Here is a 20,518-nt window from a genome sequence, read left to right on the forward strand (position 1 = left end):
CGGGCCTCCGAAGCCTTGGGGGACGACTGTGCCCAACGTAGCCCCCGCCGCGTCGTCGTGTCAGCGAGGTGCGTCAGCCCAGGCGGCGATGTCCACGCCGTGGTTGTCGGGCGAGGCGAGCGACCACCACGCCGGAGCGTGGGTGTCGTCGGCCAGTCTCCCGCCGGCGGCGAGGGCGGCGTCCACTCGCGCCTGCGCCTGGTCGGCGGGCACATAGACGTCGAAGTGCGTGCGGCCTCGCGCCGCGACGTCGCCGGCGATCGGGTTGAAGGCGAGCTGGGGTCCGCGGCGCAGCGGGTCGACGGCATCCGTGTCGCCCCACGCGGAGTAGCCCAGCGCGGCCAGGAAGAACGGACGGACGTCGGCCCGTGAGTTCTGGGCGACGTAAACGCCGATGGATTGCACGCGCGAGGGTTCGGCGGCCAGCCGGAGCTCCGCGGCCGCCTCGGATACCTCCGCCGCGAACGCGATCGCCGCCGCGGGGATGCCGTCGTCGTCTGCCGGGATGCGCACGACGACCCCTTCCGGGCGCAGGTCGACGTCCGGGTGGACCCCGTACCGTTCGGCGGCGGCGACGATCGGCGCGATGAGCTCCGCTGCCTGTGAGAACGACGCGGCGGTGAAGACGGCCTCGGGACCGAAAGGCGTGACCGGCCAATCCGCCGTCTTCTTCGCCCGGCGGAAGTCGGTGGTGGAGATCCGTTCCGATGGGCCTGTCGGCGATTCGTCCATGACAGCTCCTTCACTGTTGTTCCGGTTTCGGTCGACGCGACCGTCTATTCCGAGGCGTCGCGTGCGAGATCTGTCGCCTGCTGGCGCAGGTACCCGGCATACCCACCGGGCGTCCGGCCGGTCAGGCGGCCGGACGTGATGACCTCGGCCTCGTCGCTGGCGACGATACGCGCGCCGCGGTTGCGGCACCGCGTGACGAGGTCCACGTCCTCGTGCTCACCGAGCGGCGCGAACCCGCCGGCGTCGAGATAGGTGCGCGCACTCAGCCCGAGGTTCGCGCCGTGGACGTGCCCGTTGGGTCGGCCGCGCGTGTGGGTGCGCAGCCAGAGGGCGCGCTGCGCGACCGACAGGTCATCGAAGTCGGGCCGTACGGTGCCGACGCACAGGTCCGCGATCCGCGAGATCTCGCGGAAGTGCGTGAGCCACCCTGCGGGCACCCGCGAATCGGCGTCGGTGCTGGCGATCCACACCCGCTCGAGCGGGACGCCCGCGAGCGCGTTCAACGCGTGGGCGATGCCGGCGGCGCGGGCGGCGCCCACCCGGCCGGCGGTCGAGACGAGCGTGGGGAACGCGAACTGCGCGGCGACGTCGGCGGAGGCATCCGTGCACCGATCCAACACGATGCGCACCTCGGTCCTGATGCCGGCCGCCGACCCGCGGTCGACGGCGACGGCGAGGGCCGACAGGGATGCCTCGAGCAGCAGCTCTTCGTCGCGGACCGGGACGGCCACGACCATGACGTCGGCCTGCCGGCGGCTCATACGAGTCCCTCGGCCTCGGCCACCGAGCGCGCGGGACGCCGGGCGAAGACCTCCAGCACGAAGTCGCGCTCCTCGTGGCGGACGATCGCGTCCCACGCCGCGACGCGATGGAGCGCCTCGTGCACGTCGTCGCCCGCCTGCGGATACGCGGCGACCGGGTGACGCCAGTGACAGGCGACCAGCCGGCCGTCGTCGGCGAGCGACCCCTCGATCAGCGCGATCGTGCGCTGCAGGTCCGACGGAGAGAGGTAGTAGCCGACCTCTGACAGGACGATCGTGTCGAAACGGCCCTCCGGCCAGTCCGCCGGGACGCTACCGCGGCGGAGCGACACCCGCGCACCGTCGCCGAGGCGGGCGCGGGCCGTCTGGAGGGCGGCGGCCGCGGCATCCATCGCGATCACGTGTCTCGCGCGGTCGGCGAGCTCGCGGGTGAGCATGCCGGTGGAGCAGCCGATCTCGAAGACGTCGCCCAGCTGGGCGGTCGGCAGCGTCGCCATCAGCACCGCCCGCTTGCGCCGCTCGTACCACCGCGACTCGAATCCCCACGGGTCGTCGCCGTTGCGCCGGTAGAAGTCGTCGAACCAGCGGGCGTCGAGACTCTCCTGGGGCTGCTCGAAGGCGCCCGCTTCGACCACGAAGAGCTCGACGTCGCGGTCGAAGTGCTCCAGCATGCCGGCGTGCAGGAGCACCTCGTCGCCGGGCAGATCGGACAGCGGCGCCGTCTGGGTGGTGTGCGACGCCAGTGCCTGCCGCTTCGCGCGGCGCTCGCCGTCGTCGAGGGCGAGTGCGACCAGCCGTTCCCAGGGCACGTCCGCCGGTGTGCCCCAGTGCCACGCCCACACCGGATACCCGAGCAGCGTGAATCCGCGACGGGCGGCGATCGCCGCGGTGACCTCGGCGGCGATCCGGTGGTCGCGGTGGCGGTCCTTCGCCCACGGAGCGGCGACGACCACCCGATGCGGGTCCACGGCCGGCACCTCGTCGAGGACGGCGCCGAGGCGCTCGCCGAGTTCGCCCTCGACCCGGTCGAGGCCGCCGTCCGGCAGGCCGAGGAAGGTGACCTCGGCGTCGGGCGCCAGCAGCCCGACGGCCCGGCCCACCTCCTCGCGGCGTAAGCGCGCGAGCGTCGCCTGGTCGTGCGTGGGGGATTCCGGGTGGGATGCCTCGCCGTCGGTCGCGATCACCACGACGATCCGCGCTCCCCGCCGGGCGGCGCGGGCGAGGAGCCCACCCGCGCCGAGGGTCTCGTCGTCGGGATGCGCGGCGACCACGACGAGCTGCTCGAACGAATCGTCGAGTCGACGGAACGTGCGGCGCGCCAGCTCGTCGCGCCAGACCGACTCGGCGGTGCCGTCGTCGAGGTGGCTGAACGGCGCCATCAGTCGCGCTCGCCCTCGATCGCGAGGCGTCCCAGCCGTGCGGCATCCCGCAGCCCGTGGTGCTGCCGGAGGTACAGGTGGAGGTCGGCCACCCTGCGTGCGTATGCGGCATCCGACACCAGCGGGCCCGGGCCGAGGGCCGAATCGGCCTCGGCGAGAACGGTGGTCGCGGCGCCGAAGACGGTCGTGCGGACGCGCTCGGCCAGCAGCCGGGGGTCCGTGACGGACCCGCCGTCGATCAGGGCGGCTGCCTCCCGCAGCGCGGCGCGGGCGCCCCAGAGCGCGGCATCCGCTCGCCCGAGGTGGACGAGGGCGATCTGGTCGGCGCGCTCCGACGACGCCGCCGCGCGAACGGCGTCGGCGATCCCGCGCGCACCGCCCCACCAGCAGGCGGCGACCGACATCCCGCCCCACGCGAAACCCGGGCGCGAGAGGTACCAGCCGGCGGCGCCGACCGGGACCGCGCGGGCCCCGTCGAAGTCGACGGGCGCGCTGACGATGTCGGGCAGGCCGCGCGCCACCCAAGGCCCTTCGTGCGGGTGCACCTCCGGCTCGCGCAGCGCGACCGCGAACAGGCGGCGCTCCTCGCCGACGAAGGCCGTCACCAGGGCGTGGGACAGGTGCGCCGCGAGGGAGCACCACGGCTTGGTGCCGGTGAGCCGCCACCCCGAGGACGTCTCGCCCGCGTCCACGCGCATCCCCGACCCTTCCGCCGCGAAGACGCCCCACGACGAGGACTCATCCACCCCGATATCCCGGACCCGCCACGGATCGGCGCCGGAGGCGAGATCGGTGCCGGCCTGCCGAAGGATGCTCAGCGCATCGAGGTGGGGTTCCAGGACGCGGGCCGCTGCGACATCGCGTGCCGCGGTCGCCGCGAGGAGGTCCCACAGCTCCGTCGTGCGTCCGTCGCCCGCGGCGGGGGCCTCACGTCCGACCCGCACGCACCAGTCGATGGTGGCCGGGATGTCGCGCCCGAGGTCCGGGATGCTCACCGCCTCGGCGAGGGCCTCTGCGCACCACCGGTCGCGGGGGAGGCCTGGCGCGATGAGTGACCGACGGTCACGTTCGTCGCCGGCCGTCAGCGGCTGCTCATCCGGCGAGGGGTCGCGGAGGACCGGATCAGTCGTTCGTCCCACGATCGTGCGAACCTCCCAGGTGCGGCGGGGCCTCCTCGGAGCGTACGACGCGACGCCCGGCGCACGGCGGTCTTGACAACCGTCGCCCTATGTCGCCGTGCGGTCGGCCCTCAGTCGCCGTCAGCGTCCGCGTCGCCCGCCTCCGCGGCGGACACCTCGCGGTCCTCGAGGATGTAGGCCGTCGACGTGCTCGTCGCATCGCCGGCACGAAGGTTCGCTTCCTCGAGCGCGCGCTCGATCGCGAGGTCGACTTCGCCTCCGGGCTCAAGATCCCGATCGGTGTTCGCCATGACTCCTCCTCGTGCCGTTGGGCCCAACTGTAACGCCGCTCGGGGAACCGCCGCCGGACCCGGCGCCCTGCCCGTTGCACCGCGCCGCCGCCTGCGGGAGACTCCCACCACGGCAGGCGAGCCGGCCGCCGGGGGGAGGCGCGGGTGCCATGGTCACGCAGCTTGTCGAGTTCCCGCTGGGCGACGGCGGCTCCATCGTCGTCGCCTCGAACGCTCCCGAGACGGATGCCTCGCCCGGCCCCGTCTTCCGTGGCGGCGCTCGCACCGAGGCCGTCGTCACCCGGGCGAGCGAGTCGTTCGAGAGCGTGGTGCAGCGGGCACGGCCGGCCGCCGCCGCCGTCCTCGACGCCGTGCGGTCCGGCCCGAATCCGCCGACCGAGGTGAGGGTCGAGTTCGGGCTGCAGCTGTCGGCCGACCTCGGCGCCGTCATCGCGTCGACCGCGGTGCAGGCGAACTTCACCGTCACCCTCACGTGGCGTCGCGACGCGGACTGACGCCCGTGGGATGGCCGCGGCGTCCGGTCCGTCCTATTGGTTGAGCGTGACGAACGCGGCGAACTCGCCGCTGTTGTCGGCCAGGTCGGTGTCGTTGATCCCGAGCATGAGGTCGCCCTGCGCCGGGCACTCGTAGGTGGTGCCCGCGCCGACGGCGAAGACCTCGGGCGTGGTGCTGAGCGTGCCGATGACGGCGCCGGTGCCCGCCTCGGCGAGGACGCGCGTGCCGGTGGATGCGTCGTCGACGACGCCCTCCGGCCCGATCTGCGACTCGGCCGTCTCGTCGAGCCAGCCGCGCCCGGTCACCTCGATGACGAACTCGTCGCCGAGGAGGCAGTACAGGCCCGTGTCGACCCACTCGATGTCGAGCGGGACGGCGAGGCGGGCGGTGCTGGCGGAGCCGCCGGATCCGCCCTCGTCGGTGCCGGCGGTGCCACCGCCGCCCTGGGCCATCGTCATTGCGGCGTAGATCGCCGCGCCCGCGGCGATCGCGAGGGCGGCGGCGGCACCGCCGATCGCCCATCGTCGCCAGGCGGACGCCCCGCGGACGGATTCGGCGTCGGGCACGGCATCCCGCTGCGTGTCCGTTCCCGAGTCGGCCGTCGGGGAGGCGTCGTCGTCAGGCGGGGTGGGCGAGCGCTGCTCCGGCGGCGGGCCGGCCGCCGGGCCGACGAGATCGAACAGGTGGCCGTCGCCTCGCAGGTACAGCACCGGTGTGACCCACTCGAGCGTCCCGCGTCCGCCGCCGAGGATGCCGATCCGGCCACTGCGGACGGCCTCGTCGACGCCGCGGTCATGGGCCAGGGCCGTGTAGAACCCGCGCGCGAACGCGAGCGCCGCGGGATCGCTGATCGGGAACTGCATCGCGGCGACCGCACGGATGCCGCTGCGCGCGAGAGCGGCCGCGGTGCCCGAGAACAGGTCGGTGGGTCCGCTGGCACCGGACTGACACGAGTTGAGCACCACCAGCGGTGGTGTCGGCTCGGCCTCGTCGAGCAGATCGGCGAGGGCGGAGGCCGTGACGTAGTCCGGCCGACCGTCGCGTCCCACGAACGCCAGCACCCCCTCATCGGTCGCGCTGTCGTACGTCCCATGGCCGACGAAGTGGAGGACATGCCAGGCGGATTCGAGCAGCTTCGCGTGCAGCGCGTCCCACGTGACCTCGTCGAGCCAGTGCAGCTCGACGCGGCCGTCCTCGAGGTGCGCGCGCAGCGCCTCCTCGAGCCGTGAGCGCTCGAGGTCCACATCCAGGGCGACGAGACCCCGCGGCGACGAGATCATGCCGAGCACCCGGAGCGGCCGCGTCACCTGCAGGGCGGGGACGTGCGGCGAGGGAACGTTGCGCACCAGCGGATCCTTGCGGCACAGATAGCGCTCGGTGACGGGGTCGTACAGCGTCTCCCACGGCAGCGCGGCCAGTCCCGGAGCGGTCAGCCGCAGCGAGACCTGCACGCTGAGACCGCGTTCCGAGGCGACCGCCATGCTGGTGCGGTACGCGGTGGCGACGTCACCGGTGAACGCCGCGTCGAAGAGGCGGCGGCCGACGTCCTGGACGATCGCCTCGCTGTCCGCCATCACCCGGCGGGCCGGCACCGCCGACGCCAGGACGCTCGCCTCCAGCAGCGGCCGGCGGTCGAGGAGCTCGTCCACGTCGAGCCGGAAGCTCGCGGTCGGCTCACCCCCGCCGACGGAGTGGAGCACACGGGTGACGTACGAGCCCGGCTCCGAACCGGGCCCGATCTCCAGTTCCATGACGGACGCGTCCATTGCGGACATTGTCCCGCCGCGCAGCGCCCGGCGACAGGGCGTCAGTCCTGCCGACCGGCGACGCCGAGGAAGCGGATGAAGACGGCGATCCAGCCGAAGACCAGCGCGAAGACGATGATCTCGAAGGCGGTGAGTGAGAAGAACCCGATGGCCGGGATGAAGAGGATCACCGATGCCGCCATCGCGGCCAGGAACGCCCATGAGGCCACGAAGTAGGTGCGCGGCATCCCTCGGAAGAATCTGGGGCCCCCGATCAGCAGCACGAGGAACATCGCCGCCATGCCCGAGGCCGAGATGTTGTGCAGCGCGAGATTCACGTCGACGGGAAACACGCCGACGCACGCGAGCATGATGCCCATGATCACGAAGAGCACCGGCACGGTCCGCGGCGCGCGGGGGTTCTCGAGGACCCCCGCCGCCGCGAGTGCGCGCATGTCGTTGGCGATGTAGACCGCGAACGTCGTCACGAGCAGGCCCGCCGCGATCAGGGTGCCGTTGAAGACCCAGCTCGACAGGTCGTCCTCGAAGGTGCCGAGGTGGCTGAAGTGGATCGTCCACCAGCGCGGATCGGGGGTCGTCACCATCGCGGTGAGCGTGCCGATCGCGATGAACGCCAACAGCAGCGTCGACATGCGCTGGGTGGTCATCGCCGACACCGACAGGAAGACGACCCAGGTCGTGAGGCCGAGGGTCACGGACATCAGCACCACGGCCCAGAAGGTGACGATCGGCAGCCCGATGAAGCCCATCGCGAGCACGCGGTACAGCGCGTACACGGCGACGAACGCGAGGGCCGCATGCACGATCACGACCGAGACCGTGTTCACGATGAACTTCCACGACGGCAGGGACTGCCGCCACTCCTGCCCGGGCCGGTGGCGCGCACGCCAGTACTCGGCCGTCGATGCGACGGCGGCGACCACTGTCGCGCCGGCCGCCGCCCAGACGGCGAACGAGTCCGCCTGCCCGGCCAGCTGAAGATCGGGAGCGAACACGCCGACGAAGAAGCCGTAGACGGCGCCGACCACTCCGGCGCCGAGGGCGGCGTAGACGGCCTCGGATTCCGCCCGGCGACCGGGCGTGGGCGCTGCGGCATCACGCGGCGAGGTGTTCACGGTGCTCACGAGGTCAGGGTACGACCGGCACGGGTCGCGTGGGTCGCCCGGCGCGTCAAGATTCGGTGACGGTTCTCCCGGGATGCGCGCAGCGGTGGGAGGATGACAGGATCGCAAGGACGCGGGGGAAGGGGTGATCCCGTTGTCGCGTTGGGGGGCTTCGAAGCGACGGACCGTCGCGCGTCACGCGCCGCTGACCTCGCCGACCCCCCTTGGCCAGGCGCTGACCATCGCGGGCGTCACGGCGACGGCGCTCCTCGTCGCCGGCGGAGCCGTCGTCGCATACTTCCTCTACGACCTCAGCGCGAGCTTCGCCGAGGACGCCGTGGTCCTGCAGGACCAGACGCCGCTGCCGCCGCCCGAGATGGGCCCCATCGAGGGGCCGTTCGACCTGCTCGTCGTCGGCACGGATGAATGCGAGCCCGAGCTCGTCGCCGCGATCGGGCCGCGGTGCACCGGGCCGGACTCGATGAACGAGCTCAACGACGTGAACGTGCTCGTCCACGTCTCGGACGACCCGCGACGGGTGACGGTGGTGTCGTTCCCGCGCGATCTCATGACGCCCGTCCCGTCGTGCACACAAGCGGACGGCTCGACGACCGACGAGATCCCCAAGCTGCAGATCAACACGGTGTACCGCCTGGGCGGGCTCGCGTGCGTGACGAAGACCGTGTCGAACCTGACGCAGCAGAACATCCAGTTCGCAGCGAAGGTCAGCTTCGGCGGCGTCGTGGCGATCACCTCCGCCATCGGCGGGGTCGAGGTCTGCATCGGCAACGACGGGATGCGCGACCCGTTCACCGGGATCGACTGGCCGCCGGGGCCGCGGACCATCGCGGGCTTCGAGGCGCTGCAGTTCCTGCGCACGCGGCACGGCGTGGGCGATCAGAGCGACCTGGCGCGCATCGGCAACCAGCAGCAGTACATGTCGCGCCTGGTGCGGAAGCTGACGAGCGAGGAGGTCCTCGCGAACCCGGCCACGCTGTTCCGGCTCGCCGCCACCGCCGCCGACAACATCACGCCGACCGAGTCGCTCGCGGACCCGTTGCGCATCGTGCAACTCGCGCTCGCGGGCAGGGACGTGCCCCTGGATCAGATCGTGTTCGTGCAGTACCCGGTGCTGGAGGACCCCTACGATCGCAACCGGGTCATCCCCGACCACGCTGCGGCGCAGGGACTGTGGGACGCCCTGGCGGCCAACCGGCCCCTCCAGGTGTCAGGCGACGCCGGGTCGAACGGCGGCGTGATCGAGGTGGCCCCGCCCGAGACGACCGACCCGTCGCCGAGCCCCAGCACCGGCGGCACGAGCGCGCCCGAACCGGTCGAGGAGCCCGTCGTCCTCTCCGAGAACATCACCGGGTCGACGGCCGAGCAGGCGACCTGCTCGGCGGGCAATCGCTGAGTCGGGGGCCTCAGGCGCCCCGCTGCAGCCAGGGGCGCAGCATCCGTGTCACCCACGGGAGCACCGCGTACGTCATCACCGGCGTCAGCAGCAGTGTCGCCAGCAGCACGCGCAGGATCAGCGGCCACTCCGTGAAGCCCGGGACGAAGCCGAGGAGCCACGACGCGAGGAGGTTCGTGGGGAAGAAGCCGAGCCAGATCGTGACCGCCTGCTTCCAGCGCGGAGGAGCGGCCGGGATGGGCTGCTGCACCGGACCGGTGGCCGGTGACGAGGGATGATCCGGATGCCGGCGCTCGACGTGCGTGGCGAACGGAGCGTCGAACCACCCCTCGATGCCGGTGCGGCGCTCGACCCTGACCTCGCTCGCGAAGGCACGGCCGGAGTCGAGCCACCATGAGCGCTGCGGGGAGTCCTCCCACCCCTCGAGGGTCGGGATGTCGCGGAACCGGTACAGCATGTACCAGAGGTCGCTGGCCTCGCCGGCGCGGACCCAGCCCGACCCGAGGAAGCCAGGGAAGCCCGCGGCGAGATCGGTGCCGGCCTGCATCCAGCTCGTGGCCTCGACGGTGCGGGAAGGGTCGATGCGTCGTTCGATCGCGACGGTGATGGGGTGGGCCACGGGTTCTGCCATGGCATCCATTCTCGGGGCGCTCCGGCCGGAGGCCTCACCTGCTCGGCCGCCGGCGCGGGCGTCACCCGGTGGGCCAGGGCGCGCGGCAGCGAGAGGAGCCAGACGCCCATCGAGACGAAGGCGACGAACTCGAAGAGCGCGAGCGTGATGAAGCCCGCGGCGAGCACGACCATGCCGGCCGCGAGCAGGCCGACGCAGAAAGCGGTGGCCCGGCGGAATCGCCGGCTGCGTCCCGGGATCGCCAGGCCCGTGGCCACCGTCGCGAGGAACGACACGCCGAGCCCGCTCGCGATGACGTCGTGCACCACTGCGCTCACCGGGATCGGCACGAGGCCGACGGCGGTGAGGTGGAGCCCCGCGGAGACCACCGAGCCGCGGAACGCGCGCGCTGCGCGGCGGCCGATGCCGGCCGGCAGGGCGAGGGACAGGAACACGCCGTAGGCGGCGAGGAAGAACCCCGAGAAGATCACGATCGAGTTGAAGGTGCGTCCCGACAGGTCGGAATGGGTGCCGAGCTGCGAGAAGTGGAGGTGCCACCACGTCGCGTCGCTGGTCGTCAGAACGGACACCAGCACGCCGACGGGGAGCGACAGCACCGCCAGCTTGCCGACGCGGTGCGCGATGAGCGCGGTCTCTGCGGCCGGGCGCGCGCTCCGCAGCGCGGCCGGCGCGGTCGTCGAGACGATCGACGGCGTGGCGCTCGTCCGGCGGGTCGTCGTGCTGACGGCGGGCACGACGATGTCACGCCGCGTCGCCTGCACCGGCGCCGTGTCCACCGCGACATGTGAGAGAGTGGCGGTGGCCGCCGACATCACGGCGCCGTCCTGGACCGGTGGGGCACTTGGTGCATCGCAAAGGGTCGTGGGAGACATTCGAGACTCACGATCGGTTCGGTGCGTGAGCCCGGTGCCGGTCGTCCCCCCATAGAATCCCCGGTCCGGGGCCCATCGGTATACGACGACTACTCCCCAGGAACAGCCCTCCCAGGCTGTTGAGCGGCAAGCCGCCTGTGGTAACACTAACCTGCCGAGCCCGGCAAGCGCTGACCAGAACTTGCGCCGATCCCCCGGAAGGCGGTATCGGAGGGGTCGCCGGACGGCCGCGAGTACGCTGGGCGCACCCCGCCCACCCCGCGCCGACGGCGCTGCGGGTGCCCGCCGAAACCGCACAGTGAGGAACCGGATGCCCAAGAACAAGAAGCCCGGCGGGGGGCGTGCGGCCAAGAACTTCGACCCGCGCTACAACCCGAAGTACCGCGCCGGCGGATCGCGTGACGGCGACGACGCGAAGCGGCGTCCCGGTGAATCGTCGACGGGGAAGCCCGGCAGCCGCAGCCCGGGGCACCGCGGCCACCGCGACGACGCCGGGCCGGCGCCCGCGAAGCGTCGCTGGACGGAGCAGGAGCGGGCGGGGCGCGATGAGGCGCGCTCCATCCGGAGCCACTCCCGCGATGAGCGAGCGCGCCCCGCAGAGCCGCGACGGGATGCCGCCGCCGGCCGCGACCCGCGCGCCGGCCGCGATTCGCGCCCCGGCCGCGATGCCGCGCCGCGCCGGGACGCCGGTCGCGCCGATCGGACGACCCGCCAGGACGTGGTGCACGAGCGGCTCGACGCCGCGGCGGTCTCGCCCACCGAGGTCGAAGGCGCCACGTTCGCCGACCTCGGCCTGGGGCAGAACATCGTCAAGGCCATCGGCGAGCTCGGGGCGCGGCATCCGTTCCCCATCCAGGCGGCGACGATCCCCGCGATCCTGGACGGCCGGGACGTGCTCGCGCGCGGGCGCACCGGCTCGGGCAAGACCATCGCCTTCGGTGCGCCGCTCGTCGAGAGCGTGCTGCGCTCGCAGGCCGGGCAGAAGCGCGACTTCGGCCGGCCGCCGCGCGCGCTGGTCCTCGCGCCGACGAGGGAGCTGGCGCTGCAGATCGATGCCACGATCCAGCCGATCGCGCGCAGCGTCGGCCTCTTCACGACGCAGATCTACGGCGGCGTGCCCAAGGCGCGGCAGCTCGGCGCGCTCAAGAAGGGCATCGACATCGTCATCGGCACGCCCGGCCGCATCGAGGACCTCGTCGAGTCCCGCGCCCTCGACCTGTCGCAGGTGCGCGTCGCCGTGCTCGACGAAGCCGATCACATGTGCGAACTGGGCTTCCTCGAGCCGGTGCAGCGCCTGATGCGCCGCACGCCGCGGGAGGCGCAGCGGCTGCTGTTCTCGGCGACGCTGGACGGACAGGTGCAGACGCTCGTGCGCGAGTTCCTCGCCGAGGCCGCCGTGTTCGAGGTGGCGGGCGAGACGCAGCGCTCCGGCACCATCGACCATCGCGTGCTCGTGATCGACCACCGCGACAAGCCCGAGATCCTGCGGTCGCTCGTCGGCGCGGCCGGGAAGGCGCTCGTGTTCACGCGCACCCGCGCGTACGCCGAGATGGTCGCGGCGCAGCTCGACGAGGCCGGCATCCGGGCCCTCGCGCTGCACGGCGATCTCGATCAGGCTCGGCGCACCCGAAACCTCGAGAAGCTCACGTCGGGGCGCATCGACGTGCTGGTGGCGACGGATGTCGCGGCCCGCGGCATCCACGTCGACGACATCGACCTCGTGGTGCAGGCCGATCCGCCGGACGAGTACAAGACGTACCTGCACCGCGCCGGCCGCACCGGACGCGCCGGGCGCAGCGGCCTGGTCGTCACCCTCGTGACCCGCTCCCGTCGCGCACGGCTCGCCGAGCTGCTCGAGCGCGCCGACATCGACGCGCCGTTCGACGAGGCGCGGCCGGGCGATCCCCTCTTCGACAGCGAGCGCCGCTGACGGCGAGGGGCGCGCCGGCCGCAGGGGCGGTCAGCCGCGCAGCGTGAAGGCCTCGAGCAGCCGAGCGGCTCCGGCGGCTCCGCCGAGCGACCGCAGCTGTGCGCCCACGCGGCTTGCGGCATCCCTCACCGCGGGGTCGGTCGTGACGCGCTCGTAGGCACGCGCGATCTGCCCGGCGGTCGGCGTGCCGGTGCGCAGATCGACGCCTGCTCCCGTCCATGCGACGCGGGCGGCAACCTCCGGCTTGTCGAGATCGCCGCCCGCGACCACGAGCGGGATGCCGTGGCTGAGCGCGGTCAGGGTGCCGCCCCATCCGCCGTTCGTGATCACGACGTCGGTGCGGGGCAGCAGGCGGTCGTAGGGGAGGAATCCCGCGACCCGGGCGTTCCCCGGCACCGGGAACGGCAGCCTGTCGCGTCCGCGCACCCCGGTCGACACCACGATGAGCAGGTTGCGGTGCGCGAGCGCCTCCAGCGCCGGCCGGATGAGGTCGGCCGGATCGATGTTCTGCGTCCCCTGTGTCACGTGCACCACCGTGCGACCGTCGTGGTCGCCCCACCAGTCCGGGAGCGGGCCGGGATCGGATGCCGGCGCCGCGAGCAGTCCCACGAAGTCCAGGTGGTCGGGCCGCGCGCGGGCGAAGTCGAGCAGTGGCGCGCCGCTGGCGAGGATGCGCTCGGGCGAGTACACCGCTGCCGCGAACGGCGTCGCGTCCGCCGGCAGGCCTGCGGCGTCGCGCGCGCGGGCGAGCGGTGCGGCGAGGGGCCGCATCAGCAGCGGGGCGACTGCGCGGAGGGCGGCATCCCTCGCGCGCGTGAGGGGATTGCGGCCCGGCGCGATGCCCAGGCCGCTGGGGGCGCCCTGCCGGCTCGGCAGGCTCAGCGGCAGCACGGCGACCGTGGCCCAGGGGCATCCGGTCCGCTCCGCGAAGAGCGCGACGCCGACCGAGGTCTCGTCGGCGACGACGACATCCCACGGCTCCCGGTCCCACTCCGCCTGCAGATCCTCCACCTGCGCGGGGGCCGTGCCGATCATGACGTCCTCGAGGTTCACGAAGACCTGCCTGATGCCCTTCCTGCCCTCCAGTCGCGGGAACGACGCGCGCAGATCGATCTCGTCGAAGTCCGGGGCGCTGCGCCATGGCACGAGGACCGCGCCGGATGCCGCCACCGCGGCCCGGAAGGCCGAGCCGGTGTAGAACCGCACGTCGTGCCCGCGCCCCACGAGCGCGTGCGCGATCGCCCGCAGCGGGGTCACGTGCCCGGTGAACGGCATCGCCGACAGCAGGAGGCGCGCCATCCCGACATCGTCCTCCGCGCATCCGGTCCGCGCCAGGGGCGCGCGGCGCGGACGCGGCTCAGGGCGTGGAGGCTGCGCCGATCGCGTCGACCAGCGCGGGGTCACCGCCGAGCGCCGTCAGCCGGGCGCGGACGGCGACCTCGGCGCGGCGGTACGGCTCATCGCTCGCGTGCAGCAGGGAGCGGGTGTTGGCGGCCTCGAGGAACGACACCAGCTCGAACGTCAGCTGGCGCGCATCGTCGAGCAGCGGCAGCTCGCCGGCGGCCATCGCGTGCTCGATGCTCGCGGTGAGGTAGTCCTCCCACTGGCCCGAGGCGGCGATGACGGCGTCCCGCACGGCACCGGGCTTGGCATCGAACTCGACGGACGTCGCCGCGAAGAAGCACCCGCCGCTGAACACGCGGTCGCGCGAGTAGGAGACCCAGTCGGTGAGGAGCGCGCAGACGCGGACGAGCCCGCGCGGTGTCCTGGCACGGGCGGGCGCCACCACCCGATCGATGAAGACCTCTCGCGCCGCCGCGACGACGGCCAGCTGCAGCTGCTCCTTCGACCCGAAGAGCGTGGCGATGCCGCTCTTGCTGTGCCCCGAGGCATCCGCCAGCCGGCCGATCGTGAGGCCGTCGAGGCCCTCGACCGTCGCCGTGTCGACCGCGTGTGACAGCACGGCACGCCGCGACTCGTCGCCGCGCAGGCGGCGGCGGTCGACGGGGGGTTGTGCCATGCGTCGAGGTTACCGTACGATCGTTCGTATTCATAAGTACGACCGTTCGTATTCTTCGGATCGGAGCATCATGGATATCGCAGCCGCCGTCGCCGGCACGTCCGTCCGCGCCGCAGGCGCCCTCTCGCCCCGGTGGGGCGCCGCCGTCGCGATGCCGCTCTTCGGCCGCGTCGCCAGACCGCGGCCCGTTCACCCCGACCACGAGCCGACGATGTCCCGCGCCCGACGCGGTCGTGTCACGGTCGCGGGCGTAGATCGGCGCGGTGCCGAGGTCGAGACGTACGAGTGGGGCGGCGGAAACCGGGTCGTGCTGCTCGCGCACGGCTGGGATGCGCGCGCCAGCCAGTTCGCGCCGCTCATCCGCGAGCTCGTCGCCGAGGATTACCGTGTCGTCGCGTTCGACGCGCCTGCCCACGGGAACTCGGCCGGGCGGCGCACATACCTCGTGGACTGGCTCCACGTCTTCGCGGCCCTCCAGGAGCGCCACGGCAGGTTCGAGGCGATGATCGGGCACTCGTTCGGCGGCCTCGCCACGCTGATCGGCGCCGCGGGAGGCATCCGGACGTCGCGGGCGGTCACCATCGCCGCGCCGGCGGACGCCGCTGCCCTGCTCACGCAGTTCCAGGCGGGCCTCGGCTACTCCGATGCCGTGTCGCTCCGGATGAAGGAGCTGTTCGCGAGCCGCTACTTCCCGGGTGAGCCCGACCCGTTCGCGTGGCTGTCGAGCGTGCAGCGGCCCGTGCCGGCAACGGTGCCGCTGCTGATCGCCCACGACCGTGAAGACCGCCTCGTGCCCTTCGCGGAGGCGCAGCGCATCGCCGCGGCGCATCCCGGTGCCCGTCTTCTGGAGACGCGCGGACTCGGGCACAACCGGCTCCTCGCGGCAGACGTCGTGCTCGACGCGGTGCTGGCGCACCTCGCCGCACCGGCCGTCGCCGCGGCGCCATCGGCGCCGACGATCGCCCAGGGACGACCTGAGCCGGCACCGCTCCCCACCGGCGCGGCACGCTCCGTCCCGGTGGGAGTCTGAGCCCCGTCGCAGCGGGGCCCTTCCGCCCCGATGGCCGCTGTGGTATTGCTGTGACCATCGACGAAGGCGTCGAGTCGACTGGGGGGTCGAGAGCACTGGGGGTATTCCGATGGACGTCTCGATCACACGCGTGCGGACGCACGAGGATTCGCGGCGCCGGCTGCGCGCCGTCATGGCGGTGGTCGCCGCGCTGGCGGTGGCATGCCTGCTCGCGGTCGCGGCCCCCGCTGAGGCGGGCTGGGCCGCGCCGGTCGCGGCCGCGAAGCCCGACAAGCCCGGCGGCGGGGGCGGCGGCGGCGGAGGCGGCGGAGGCGGCGGAGGCGGCGGCGGTACCGCCGAGCCCGCGTACGCGGCGGTGGGCGACTCTTTCGCCGCCGGCGTGGGCGCCGACAGCTATCTCGACAGTTCCTGCTACCGCAGCTCGAAGAGCTACCCGAAGCTGCTCGACGCCGATCCCGACAAGCGGCTCGTCGCCTTCCTCGCCTGCTCGGGCGCCAACACGTCCGCGGTGCTGACGCAGGTCGCCGGCATCCCCGCCGACGCGAGCATCGTCACGGTGACCGTCGGCGGCAACGACGTCGGGTTCGCCGACGTCATGCAGAACTGCTTCGTCCTGGTCACCTCGACCTGCTCCTCGAAGATCGCCGCGGGGTCCGCGATCGCGACCTCGGACGCCTTCAAGGCCAGCATCGGGAACGTGATCGGGGCGATCCGCACCAAGGCCGCGACTGCGCGCATCGTGGTGACCGGGTACCCGCTGCTGTTCTGGGAGAACTCCTCGGGAGTCAACCCCAAGTACACGTGGGCGGACGAGGTGAACGACCAGACCGTCGTCCTGAACGACGTCATCGAGCAGGTGACCGTCGCCAACGGCGCCCGCTTCGTCGACGTCGAGGACGACTTCGCCGGACACGGCATCGGCAGCACCGCCCCGTGGATCAACGACTTCCGGTGGCTCAGCAGCAGGAACGCCTTCCACCCCAACAGCGCGGGGTACGTCGCGTACGCCGCGGCCGTGCGCGTGACGCTGGCCGGCTGAGGGCGGGCTCGCCGTCAGAAGAGCCGGCCGGATGCATCGACGCCGGCCGTCGCGCTCCTCGCCGTCGCCTTCCTCGGCATCGCGTTCCTCGCGCTCGCGGCGGCGGCACGCCCGCGTGAGGTCGTGACGATCGGAGCGGCGCGTGCGTCGGCGCGGTCGGCGAGTCCTGCCACCGGCGCCCCGCGCCCGTGCTCCTCCTCGGCGCGCCCGTCGAGCCGGTGCGCGCGCAGGAGCGGTCGCACGCGCTGCGCCAGCCATGCACGGTACGCCTTCGGCGCATTCGCGGTCACGCCGGGGTACATCCCTCGATACGACGGCACGAGTTCCGGATGCCGCTGCTCGAGCCACTGCATGAACCACTGCTTCGCGCCCGGCCGGAGGTGCAGTGCGCCGTAGACCACCCGGATCGCGCCGGCCTCTTTGATGCGGGACAGCGCGTGGTCGATCGCTGCTGTCGAGTCGGTCAGGTGCGGGATGATCGGCATCAGGAACACCGTGACGCGGAAGCCCGCGTCGGCGGCCGCGCGGACCGTCTGCAGCCGGGCGGAGGCGCTCGGCGTGCCCGGCTCGATCAGGTGCTGCAGCTCGTCGTCGAACACCGCGATCGACATGGCCAGCGTGACGGGCACGTGGGCCGCGGCATCCGTCAGCATCGGCAGATCGCGCCGCAGCAGCGTGCCCTTCGTGAGGATCGAGAACGGCGTGCCCGACTCGGCGAGCGCCGACACGATGCCCGGCATGAGCTGGTAGCGGCCCTCGGCGCGCTGGTAGGGGTCGGTGTTGGTGCCGAGCATCACCGGCTGACGCTGCCAGCTGCCCCGCTGCAGTTCCTTCTCGAGCACGTCGGCGACGTTGATCTTCACGACGACCTGCGTGTCGAAGTCCCGCCCGGCGTCGAGGTCGAGGTACTCGTGCGTGCCGCGGGCGAAGCAGTAAACGCACGAGTGACTGCAGCCGCGGTACGGGTTCACGGTCCAGTCGAACGGCATCGCAGACGCCATCGGCACATGGTTGAGCGCCGACTTGCAGAGCACCTCGTGGAAGGTCACGCCGGCGAACTCGGGCGTGGTGACCGAGCGCACGAGGCCGTTGAGCTGCTCGAGGCCGGGCAGGGCCGCGGCATCCGCCACACCCAGCTCCTGACCCTGCCAACGCATTCACCCATGAGAACAAAAATTCGAAAGCGCGTCAAGACACCGAGGCGGCGTGTCGAACATCGCGGGAAAGCGTGCGCCGATGCTCCGTCCAGGTCAGAATGGCAGGCGTGACGGAGCCTGGCCGGCTCGCCACCCCCCGAGCCGTCCCCGAGACTCGTCGCGCTGCCCGAGCGATGCGCGATGAGGCGGCGCGGCGCGCCCGGGAGGAGTCCGCCGCGGTCGCACCGGACGCCGCGTCCGCCGCACCTGCACCCGCTGCCGCGGCCTACACGGCCTCCCCCGCGTCCGCGCCTCACACCGCATCCCCCGCGTCCGCGCCTCGCACCACCTCCCATGCGGCGGCCGCGCCCGACACGGCAGCGACGCATCCGGTTCCCTCGCTGAGAGCGCGACCGGGCGGGCGCGTCGCGCGCCATAGCCGCCCGGTGACGAGTGAGCGGCGGGCCGCCCGCGGCGCCGAGATCCTCGCCGTCGGCGAGGACGCGCAGCCGGTCCGGCACGCGCGTCCCCGGCGGCTCACGGGCCGCGTCGCCGCGGTGGCGGCCCTCGCCGCAGGTGCGGCACTGCTGCTCGGCTCGGCGGCGATGACGGCGGCGATGCTGCCGCCCGCCCCGCCGGCAGAGGTCGAGGCTGCGCTCACCACCACGCTGGAGGCGCGCGAGATCGAGCAGCTCCCCGTGCCCGCCGTGGAGCAGTCGCCGCTGGCCGCAGACCTCTGCGCTCTCCCCGAGTTCCTCACCGCGCTCCGCTCGGGCGCCGACGAGCAGGCGATCGTCGCCGCGGGTGGCGGCGAGGCGTTCCGCTCGGCAGTGGTCGACGGGCGTGCGCCGTGCGTGGACCTCGGCGACTCGTCGCGCATCTGGGCCGTCGTCGACAAGCTGCGCCCCGCGTCTCCGATCGACTATCGCCCCGGCGGCCTGGTGCTGCCCGACAGCGTGCGCAACATCGAGGGAGGCGCCCTGCGCACGGAGGCGGCATCCGCTCTCACCTCGCTCGTCAATGCGGCGCGCACGGCTGGCGTCGGCGAGATCGCCCTGGAGAGCGGGTTCCGCTCATACCAGACGCAGCAGCAGACCTACGGGCGGCATTTCGCAGAGCGTGGCGACCGTGCCGATCAGGTCAGTGCGCGGCCCGGGTACAGCGAGCACCAGCTGGGCCTCGGGGCCGACGTCGTCGCGTGCGCCGGTGCCTGCGGCACACTCGACGACCTCGCCGCGACGCCGCAGGGGCAGTGGGTCGCTGCGCACGCGTGGGAGCACGGGTGGATCGTGCGCTACGTCGAGGGCGCGACCGAGGTGACCGGGTACCTGCCGGAGCCCTGGCACCTGCGCTACATCGGGCCCGAACTCGCCAAGGCGTACCACGACGGCGGGTGGACGTCGCTGGAGGCCTTCTTCGCCCTCGCCCCCGCGCCGGACTACGCGCAGTGAGCGGGCGCGGCATCCGTGGTGAAGGAACTCGATTCCACATCTGGTGAGACTGGATGTCGCGGGCGCGGCGTAGGATCGGGGTACCGGGGCCGCGACGGGACGCCGGCTCGACGAAGAGAGAGGTTCGCCTGCCATGGAGCGGGATATCTACGACGAGGACCACGACGCCTTCCGCGACGTCGTCAAGGAGTTCATCAAGCGCTACGCCTCGGACGAGAAGCGCCGGCAGTGGGACCGCGACGGCGAGATCGACCGCGCCACCATGCTGGCGGCGGGCGAGGCCGGGATCATCGGCCTGTCGGTGCCCGAGGAGTTCGGCGGCGCCGGCATGCTGCAGGACTACCGCTTCCGCTCGATCGTGCTCGAAGAGACGATCGGCGCGGGCCTCGGCTCGCTGGCCGGCGCCCTCGGCATCCAGGACGACCTGGCCGTGCCCTACATCGTGCACATGGGCACGCAGGAGCAGAAGGAGAAGTGGCTGCCGGGCATGGCGACCGGCGAGATCCTCGGCGCCCTCGCGATGACCGAGCCCGGCGCCGGCTCGGACCTCCGCGGCATCAAGACCACCGCCAAGCGCGTCGAGGGCGGCTACATCGTCAACGGTGCGAAGACCTTCATCTCGTCGGGCAAGACCGCCGACATGGTGGTCACCTTCGTCAAGACGGGTGAGGGCAACCGGCCGGATGCCTTCAGCCTGCTGATCCTCGAGGACGGCATGACGGGCTTCGACCACGGCAAGAAGCTCGAGAAGATGGGCTTCCACGGCTGGGACACCGCCGAGCTGTCGTTCACCGACGTCTTCGTTCCCGAAGAGAACCTCATCGGTGGCAAGGAGGGCCTCGGCTTCATCCAGCTCATGATGAACCTGCCGCTCGAGCGCCTGTCGATCGGCGTCGCGGCGGCGGCAGCGGGCGAGGCCGCGTTCGTGTGGACCCGCGACTACGTGCTCAGCCGTGAGGCGTTCGGCGAGCGCATCGCCGACTTCCAGAACACCCGCTTCAAGCTCGCCGACATGGCCACCACCGTCGACGTCATGTGGGCCTACGTCGACCGCGCGATGATGCTCTACCGGGATGAGAAGCTCACCGCCGAGGAGGCCGCGAAGGTCAAGTTCTGGACGACCGACCGCGAGGCCGAGCTCCTCGATGTCGGCGTGCAGCTGCACGGCGGCTACGGCTACATCACCGAGTACCCGATCGCCCGCGCCTATCTCGATGCCCGCGTGCACCGCATCTACGGCGGCACGAACGAGATCATGCGCGACATCGTCTCGCGCCAGATCGTCGGCAGGCGCTGACGGATGCCACGACCCGGCCCTCTGCGGAGGCGC

The 20,518-nt window shown here is 72.7% G+C and carries 18 protein-coding genes; 7 read left to right on the top strand and 11 right to left on the bottom strand.

Going from position 1 to position 20,518, the window contains the following annotated elements:
- Positions 1-60 precede the first annotated feature (60 nt).
- From ACWGUG_RS03625 to ACWGUG_RS03645, 5 genes are all read right to left on the bottom strand, one after another.
- Entirely contained in the window at positions 61-732 is a 672-nt protein-coding gene (locus ACWGUG_RS03625) for a VOC family protein (RefSeq protein ID WP_336393889.1), read from the bottom strand.
- 44 nt (positions 733-776) lie between these two features.
- Positions 777-1,493 carry a glycosyltransferase family protein gene (locus ACWGUG_RS03630; protein ID WP_378879532.1) on the bottom strand — a complete coding sequence of 239 codons (717 nt, stop codon included), beginning with the start codon at positions 1,491-1,493 and terminating at the stop codon, positions 777-779.
- Positions 1,490-2,872: a PIG-L family deacetylase gene (locus ACWGUG_RS03635; protein WP_452323846.1), complete on the bottom strand. Its 1,383-nt coding sequence runs from the start codon at positions 2,870-2,872 to the stop codon at positions 1,490-1,492. Before ACWGUG_RS03635 ends, ACWGUG_RS03630 begins: the two co-directional genes overlap by 4 nt.
- The gene (locus ACWGUG_RS03640; protein WP_452323847.1) at positions 2,872-4,011 is read right to left on the bottom strand and encodes an acyl-CoA dehydrogenase; all 1,140 of its coding nucleotides are present in this window, start codon (positions 4,009-4,011) and stop codon (positions 2,872-2,874) included. The genes ACWGUG_RS03635 and ACWGUG_RS03640 overlap by 1 nt, the downstream gene beginning before the upstream one ends.
- Positions 4,012-4,121: 110 nt before the next feature.
- On the bottom strand, positions 4,122-4,301 hold the full coding sequence (locus ACWGUG_RS03645) for a hypothetical protein (protein WP_378879542.1): 180 nt from the start codon (positions 4,299-4,301) through the stop codon (positions 4,122-4,124).
- 149 nt (positions 4,302-4,450) lie between these two features.
- Between ACWGUG_RS03645 and ACWGUG_RS03650 the strand changes: the two genes are divergently transcribed.
- Positions 4,451-4,795 (top strand): CU044_2847 family protein, encoded by a 345-nt coding sequence (locus ACWGUG_RS03650; RefSeq protein WP_452323848.1) that lies wholly within the window; start codon positions 4,451-4,453, stop codon positions 4,793-4,795.
- Positions 4,796-4,828: 33 nt separating this feature from the next.
- Here ACWGUG_RS03650 and ACWGUG_RS03655 read toward each other — a convergent pair whose 3' ends face one another.
- Positions 4,829-6,562, bottom strand: coding sequence for a CHAT domain-containing protein (locus ACWGUG_RS03655; protein ID WP_452323849.1), 1,734 nt, complete (start codon positions 6,560-6,562; stop codon positions 4,829-4,831).
- 41 nt (positions 6,563-6,603) lie between these two features.
- Positions 6,604-7,686 (bottom strand): DUF998 domain-containing protein, encoded by a 1,083-nt coding sequence (locus tag ACWGUG_RS03660; protein WP_452323850.1) that lies wholly within the window; start codon positions 7,684-7,686, stop codon positions 6,604-6,606.
- A gap of 133 nt (positions 7,687-7,819) precedes the next feature.
- On the opposite strand from ACWGUG_RS03660, the gene ACWGUG_RS03665 reads away from it, so the two are divergent.
- Entirely contained in the window at positions 7,820-9,079 is a 1,260-nt protein-coding gene (locus ACWGUG_RS03665; protein WP_452323851.1) for an LCP family protein, read from the top strand.
- A gap of 10 nt (positions 9,080-9,089) precedes the next feature.
- On the opposite strand, the gene ACWGUG_RS03670 is transcribed toward ACWGUG_RS03665, so the two are convergent.
- The gene (locus tag ACWGUG_RS03670) at positions 9,090-9,710 is read right to left on the bottom strand and encodes an antibiotic biosynthesis monooxygenase (RefSeq protein WP_452323852.1); all 621 of its coding nucleotides are present in this window, start codon (positions 9,708-9,710) and stop codon (positions 9,090-9,092) included.
- A gap of 1,182 nt (positions 9,711-10,892) precedes the next feature.
- Here ACWGUG_RS03670 and ACWGUG_RS03675 point away from each other — a divergent pair.
- Complete coding sequence (locus ACWGUG_RS03675) at positions 10,893-12,512, top strand: DEAD/DEAH box helicase (protein WP_452323853.1); 1,620 nt, start codon at positions 10,893-10,895, stop codon at positions 12,510-12,512.
- Between the two features lie 30 nt (positions 12,513-12,542).
- Here the strand turns inward: ACWGUG_RS03675 and ACWGUG_RS03680 are convergent, their stop codons facing one another.
- Both ACWGUG_RS03680 and ACWGUG_RS03685 read right to left on the bottom strand, forming a co-directional pair.
- Positions 12,543-13,811, bottom strand: coding sequence for a glycosyltransferase (locus tag ACWGUG_RS03680; protein WP_452323854.1), 1,269 nt, complete (start codon positions 13,809-13,811; stop codon positions 12,543-12,545).
- A 58-nt stretch (positions 13,812-13,869) separates the two neighbouring features.
- Complete coding sequence (locus ACWGUG_RS03685) at positions 13,870-14,532, bottom strand: TetR/AcrR family transcriptional regulator (protein WP_452323855.1); 663 nt, start codon at positions 14,530-14,532, stop codon at positions 13,870-13,872.
- Positions 14,533-14,602: 70 nt separating this feature from the next.
- Here ACWGUG_RS03685 and ACWGUG_RS03690 point away from each other — a divergent pair, with 70 nt between their 5' ends.
- Together ACWGUG_RS03690 and ACWGUG_RS03695 are read left to right on the top strand one after the other, a co-directional pair.
- Positions 14,603-15,562: an alpha/beta fold hydrolase gene (locus ACWGUG_RS03690; RefSeq protein WP_452323856.1), complete on the top strand. Its 960-nt coding sequence runs from the start codon at positions 14,603-14,605 to the stop codon at positions 15,560-15,562.
- Between the two features lie 109 nt (positions 15,563-15,671).
- Entirely contained in the window at positions 15,672-16,601 is a 930-nt protein-coding gene (locus tag ACWGUG_RS03695; protein ID WP_452323857.1) for an SGNH/GDSL hydrolase family protein, read from the top strand.
- Positions 16,602-16,615: 14 nt separating this feature from the next.
- On the opposite strand, the gene ACWGUG_RS03700 is transcribed toward ACWGUG_RS03695, so the two are convergent.
- Positions 16,616-17,758, bottom strand: coding sequence for an Rv2578c family radical SAM protein (locus ACWGUG_RS03700; protein ID WP_452323858.1), 1,143 nt, complete (start codon positions 17,756-17,758; stop codon positions 16,616-16,618).
- A 425-nt stretch (positions 17,759-18,183) separates the two neighbouring features.
- On the opposite strand from ACWGUG_RS03700, the gene ACWGUG_RS03705 reads away from it, so the two are divergent.
- Together ACWGUG_RS03705 and ACWGUG_RS03710 are read left to right on the top strand one after the other, a co-directional pair.
- A complete protein-coding gene (locus tag ACWGUG_RS03705; RefSeq protein WP_452323859.1) occupies positions 18,184-19,188 on the top strand; it encodes a M15 family metallopeptidase in 1,005 nt (334 codons plus the stop codon).
- 133 nt (positions 19,189-19,321) lie between these two features.
- The gene (locus ACWGUG_RS03710; RefSeq protein ID WP_452323860.1) at positions 19,322-20,485 is read left to right on the top strand and encodes an acyl-CoA dehydrogenase family protein; all 1,164 of its coding nucleotides are present in this window, start codon (positions 19,322-19,324) and stop codon (positions 20,483-20,485) included.
- Positions 20,486-20,518 lie beyond the last annotated feature (33 nt).

The sequence above is a fragment of the Microbacterium sp. NPDC055455 genome, from assembly GCF_053619935.1.

What these genes read in the sequence shown, in the direction of transcription:
- ACWGUG_RS03625 (WP_336393889.1), bottom strand. Translation starts at nt 732, where the DNA reads ATGGACGAATCGCCGACAGGCCCATCGGAACGGATCTCCACCACCGAC.
- ACWGUG_RS03630 (WP_378879532.1), bottom strand. Translation starts at nt 1,493, where the DNA reads ATGAGCCGCCGGCAGGCCGACGTCATGGTCGTGGCCGTCCCGGTCCGC.
- ACWGUG_RS03635 (WP_452323846.1), bottom strand. Translation starts at nt 2,872, where the DNA reads ATGGCGCCGTTCAGCCACCTCGACGACGGCACCGCCGAGTCGGTCTGG.
- ACWGUG_RS03645 (WP_378879542.1), bottom strand. Translation starts at nt 4,301, where the DNA reads ATGGCGAACACCGATCGGGATCTTGAGCCCGGAGGCGAAGTCGACCTC.
- ACWGUG_RS03650 (WP_452323848.1), top strand. Translation starts at nt 4,451, where the DNA reads ATGGTCACGCAGCTTGTCGAGTTCCCGCTGGGCGACGGCGGCTCCATC.
- ACWGUG_RS03655 (WP_452323849.1), bottom strand. Translation starts at nt 6,562, where the DNA reads ATGGACGCGTCCGTCATGGAACTGGAGATCGGGCCCGGTTCGGAGCCG.
- ACWGUG_RS03670 (WP_452323852.1), bottom strand. Translation starts at nt 9,710, where the DNA reads ATGGCAGAACCCGTGGCCCACCCCATCACCGTCGCGATCGAACGACGC.
- ACWGUG_RS03675 (WP_452323853.1), top strand. Translation starts at nt 10,893, where the DNA reads ATGCCCAAGAACAAGAAGCCCGGCGGGGGGCGTGCGGCCAAGAACTTC.
- ACWGUG_RS03680 (WP_452323854.1), bottom strand. Translation starts at nt 13,811, where the DNA reads ATGGCGCGCCTCCTGCTGTCGGCGATGCCGTTCACCGGGCACGTGACC.
- ACWGUG_RS03685 (WP_452323855.1), bottom strand. Translation starts at nt 14,532, where the DNA reads ATGGCACAACCCCCCGTCGACCGCCGCCGCCTGCGCGGCGACGAGTCG.
- ACWGUG_RS03690 (WP_452323856.1), top strand. Translation starts at nt 14,603, where the DNA reads ATGGATATCGCAGCCGCCGTCGCCGGCACGTCCGTCCGCGCCGCAGGC.
- ACWGUG_RS03695 (WP_452323857.1), top strand. Translation starts at nt 15,672, where the DNA reads ATGGACGTCTCGATCACACGCGTGCGGACGCACGAGGATTCGCGGCGC.
- ACWGUG_RS03700 (WP_452323858.1), bottom strand. Translation starts at nt 17,758, where the DNA reads ATGCGTTGGCAGGGTCAGGAGCTGGGTGTGGCGGATGCCGCGGCCCTG.
- ACWGUG_RS03710 (WP_452323860.1), top strand. Translation starts at nt 19,322, where the DNA reads ATGGAGCGGGATATCTACGACGAGGACCACGACGCCTTCCGCGACGTC.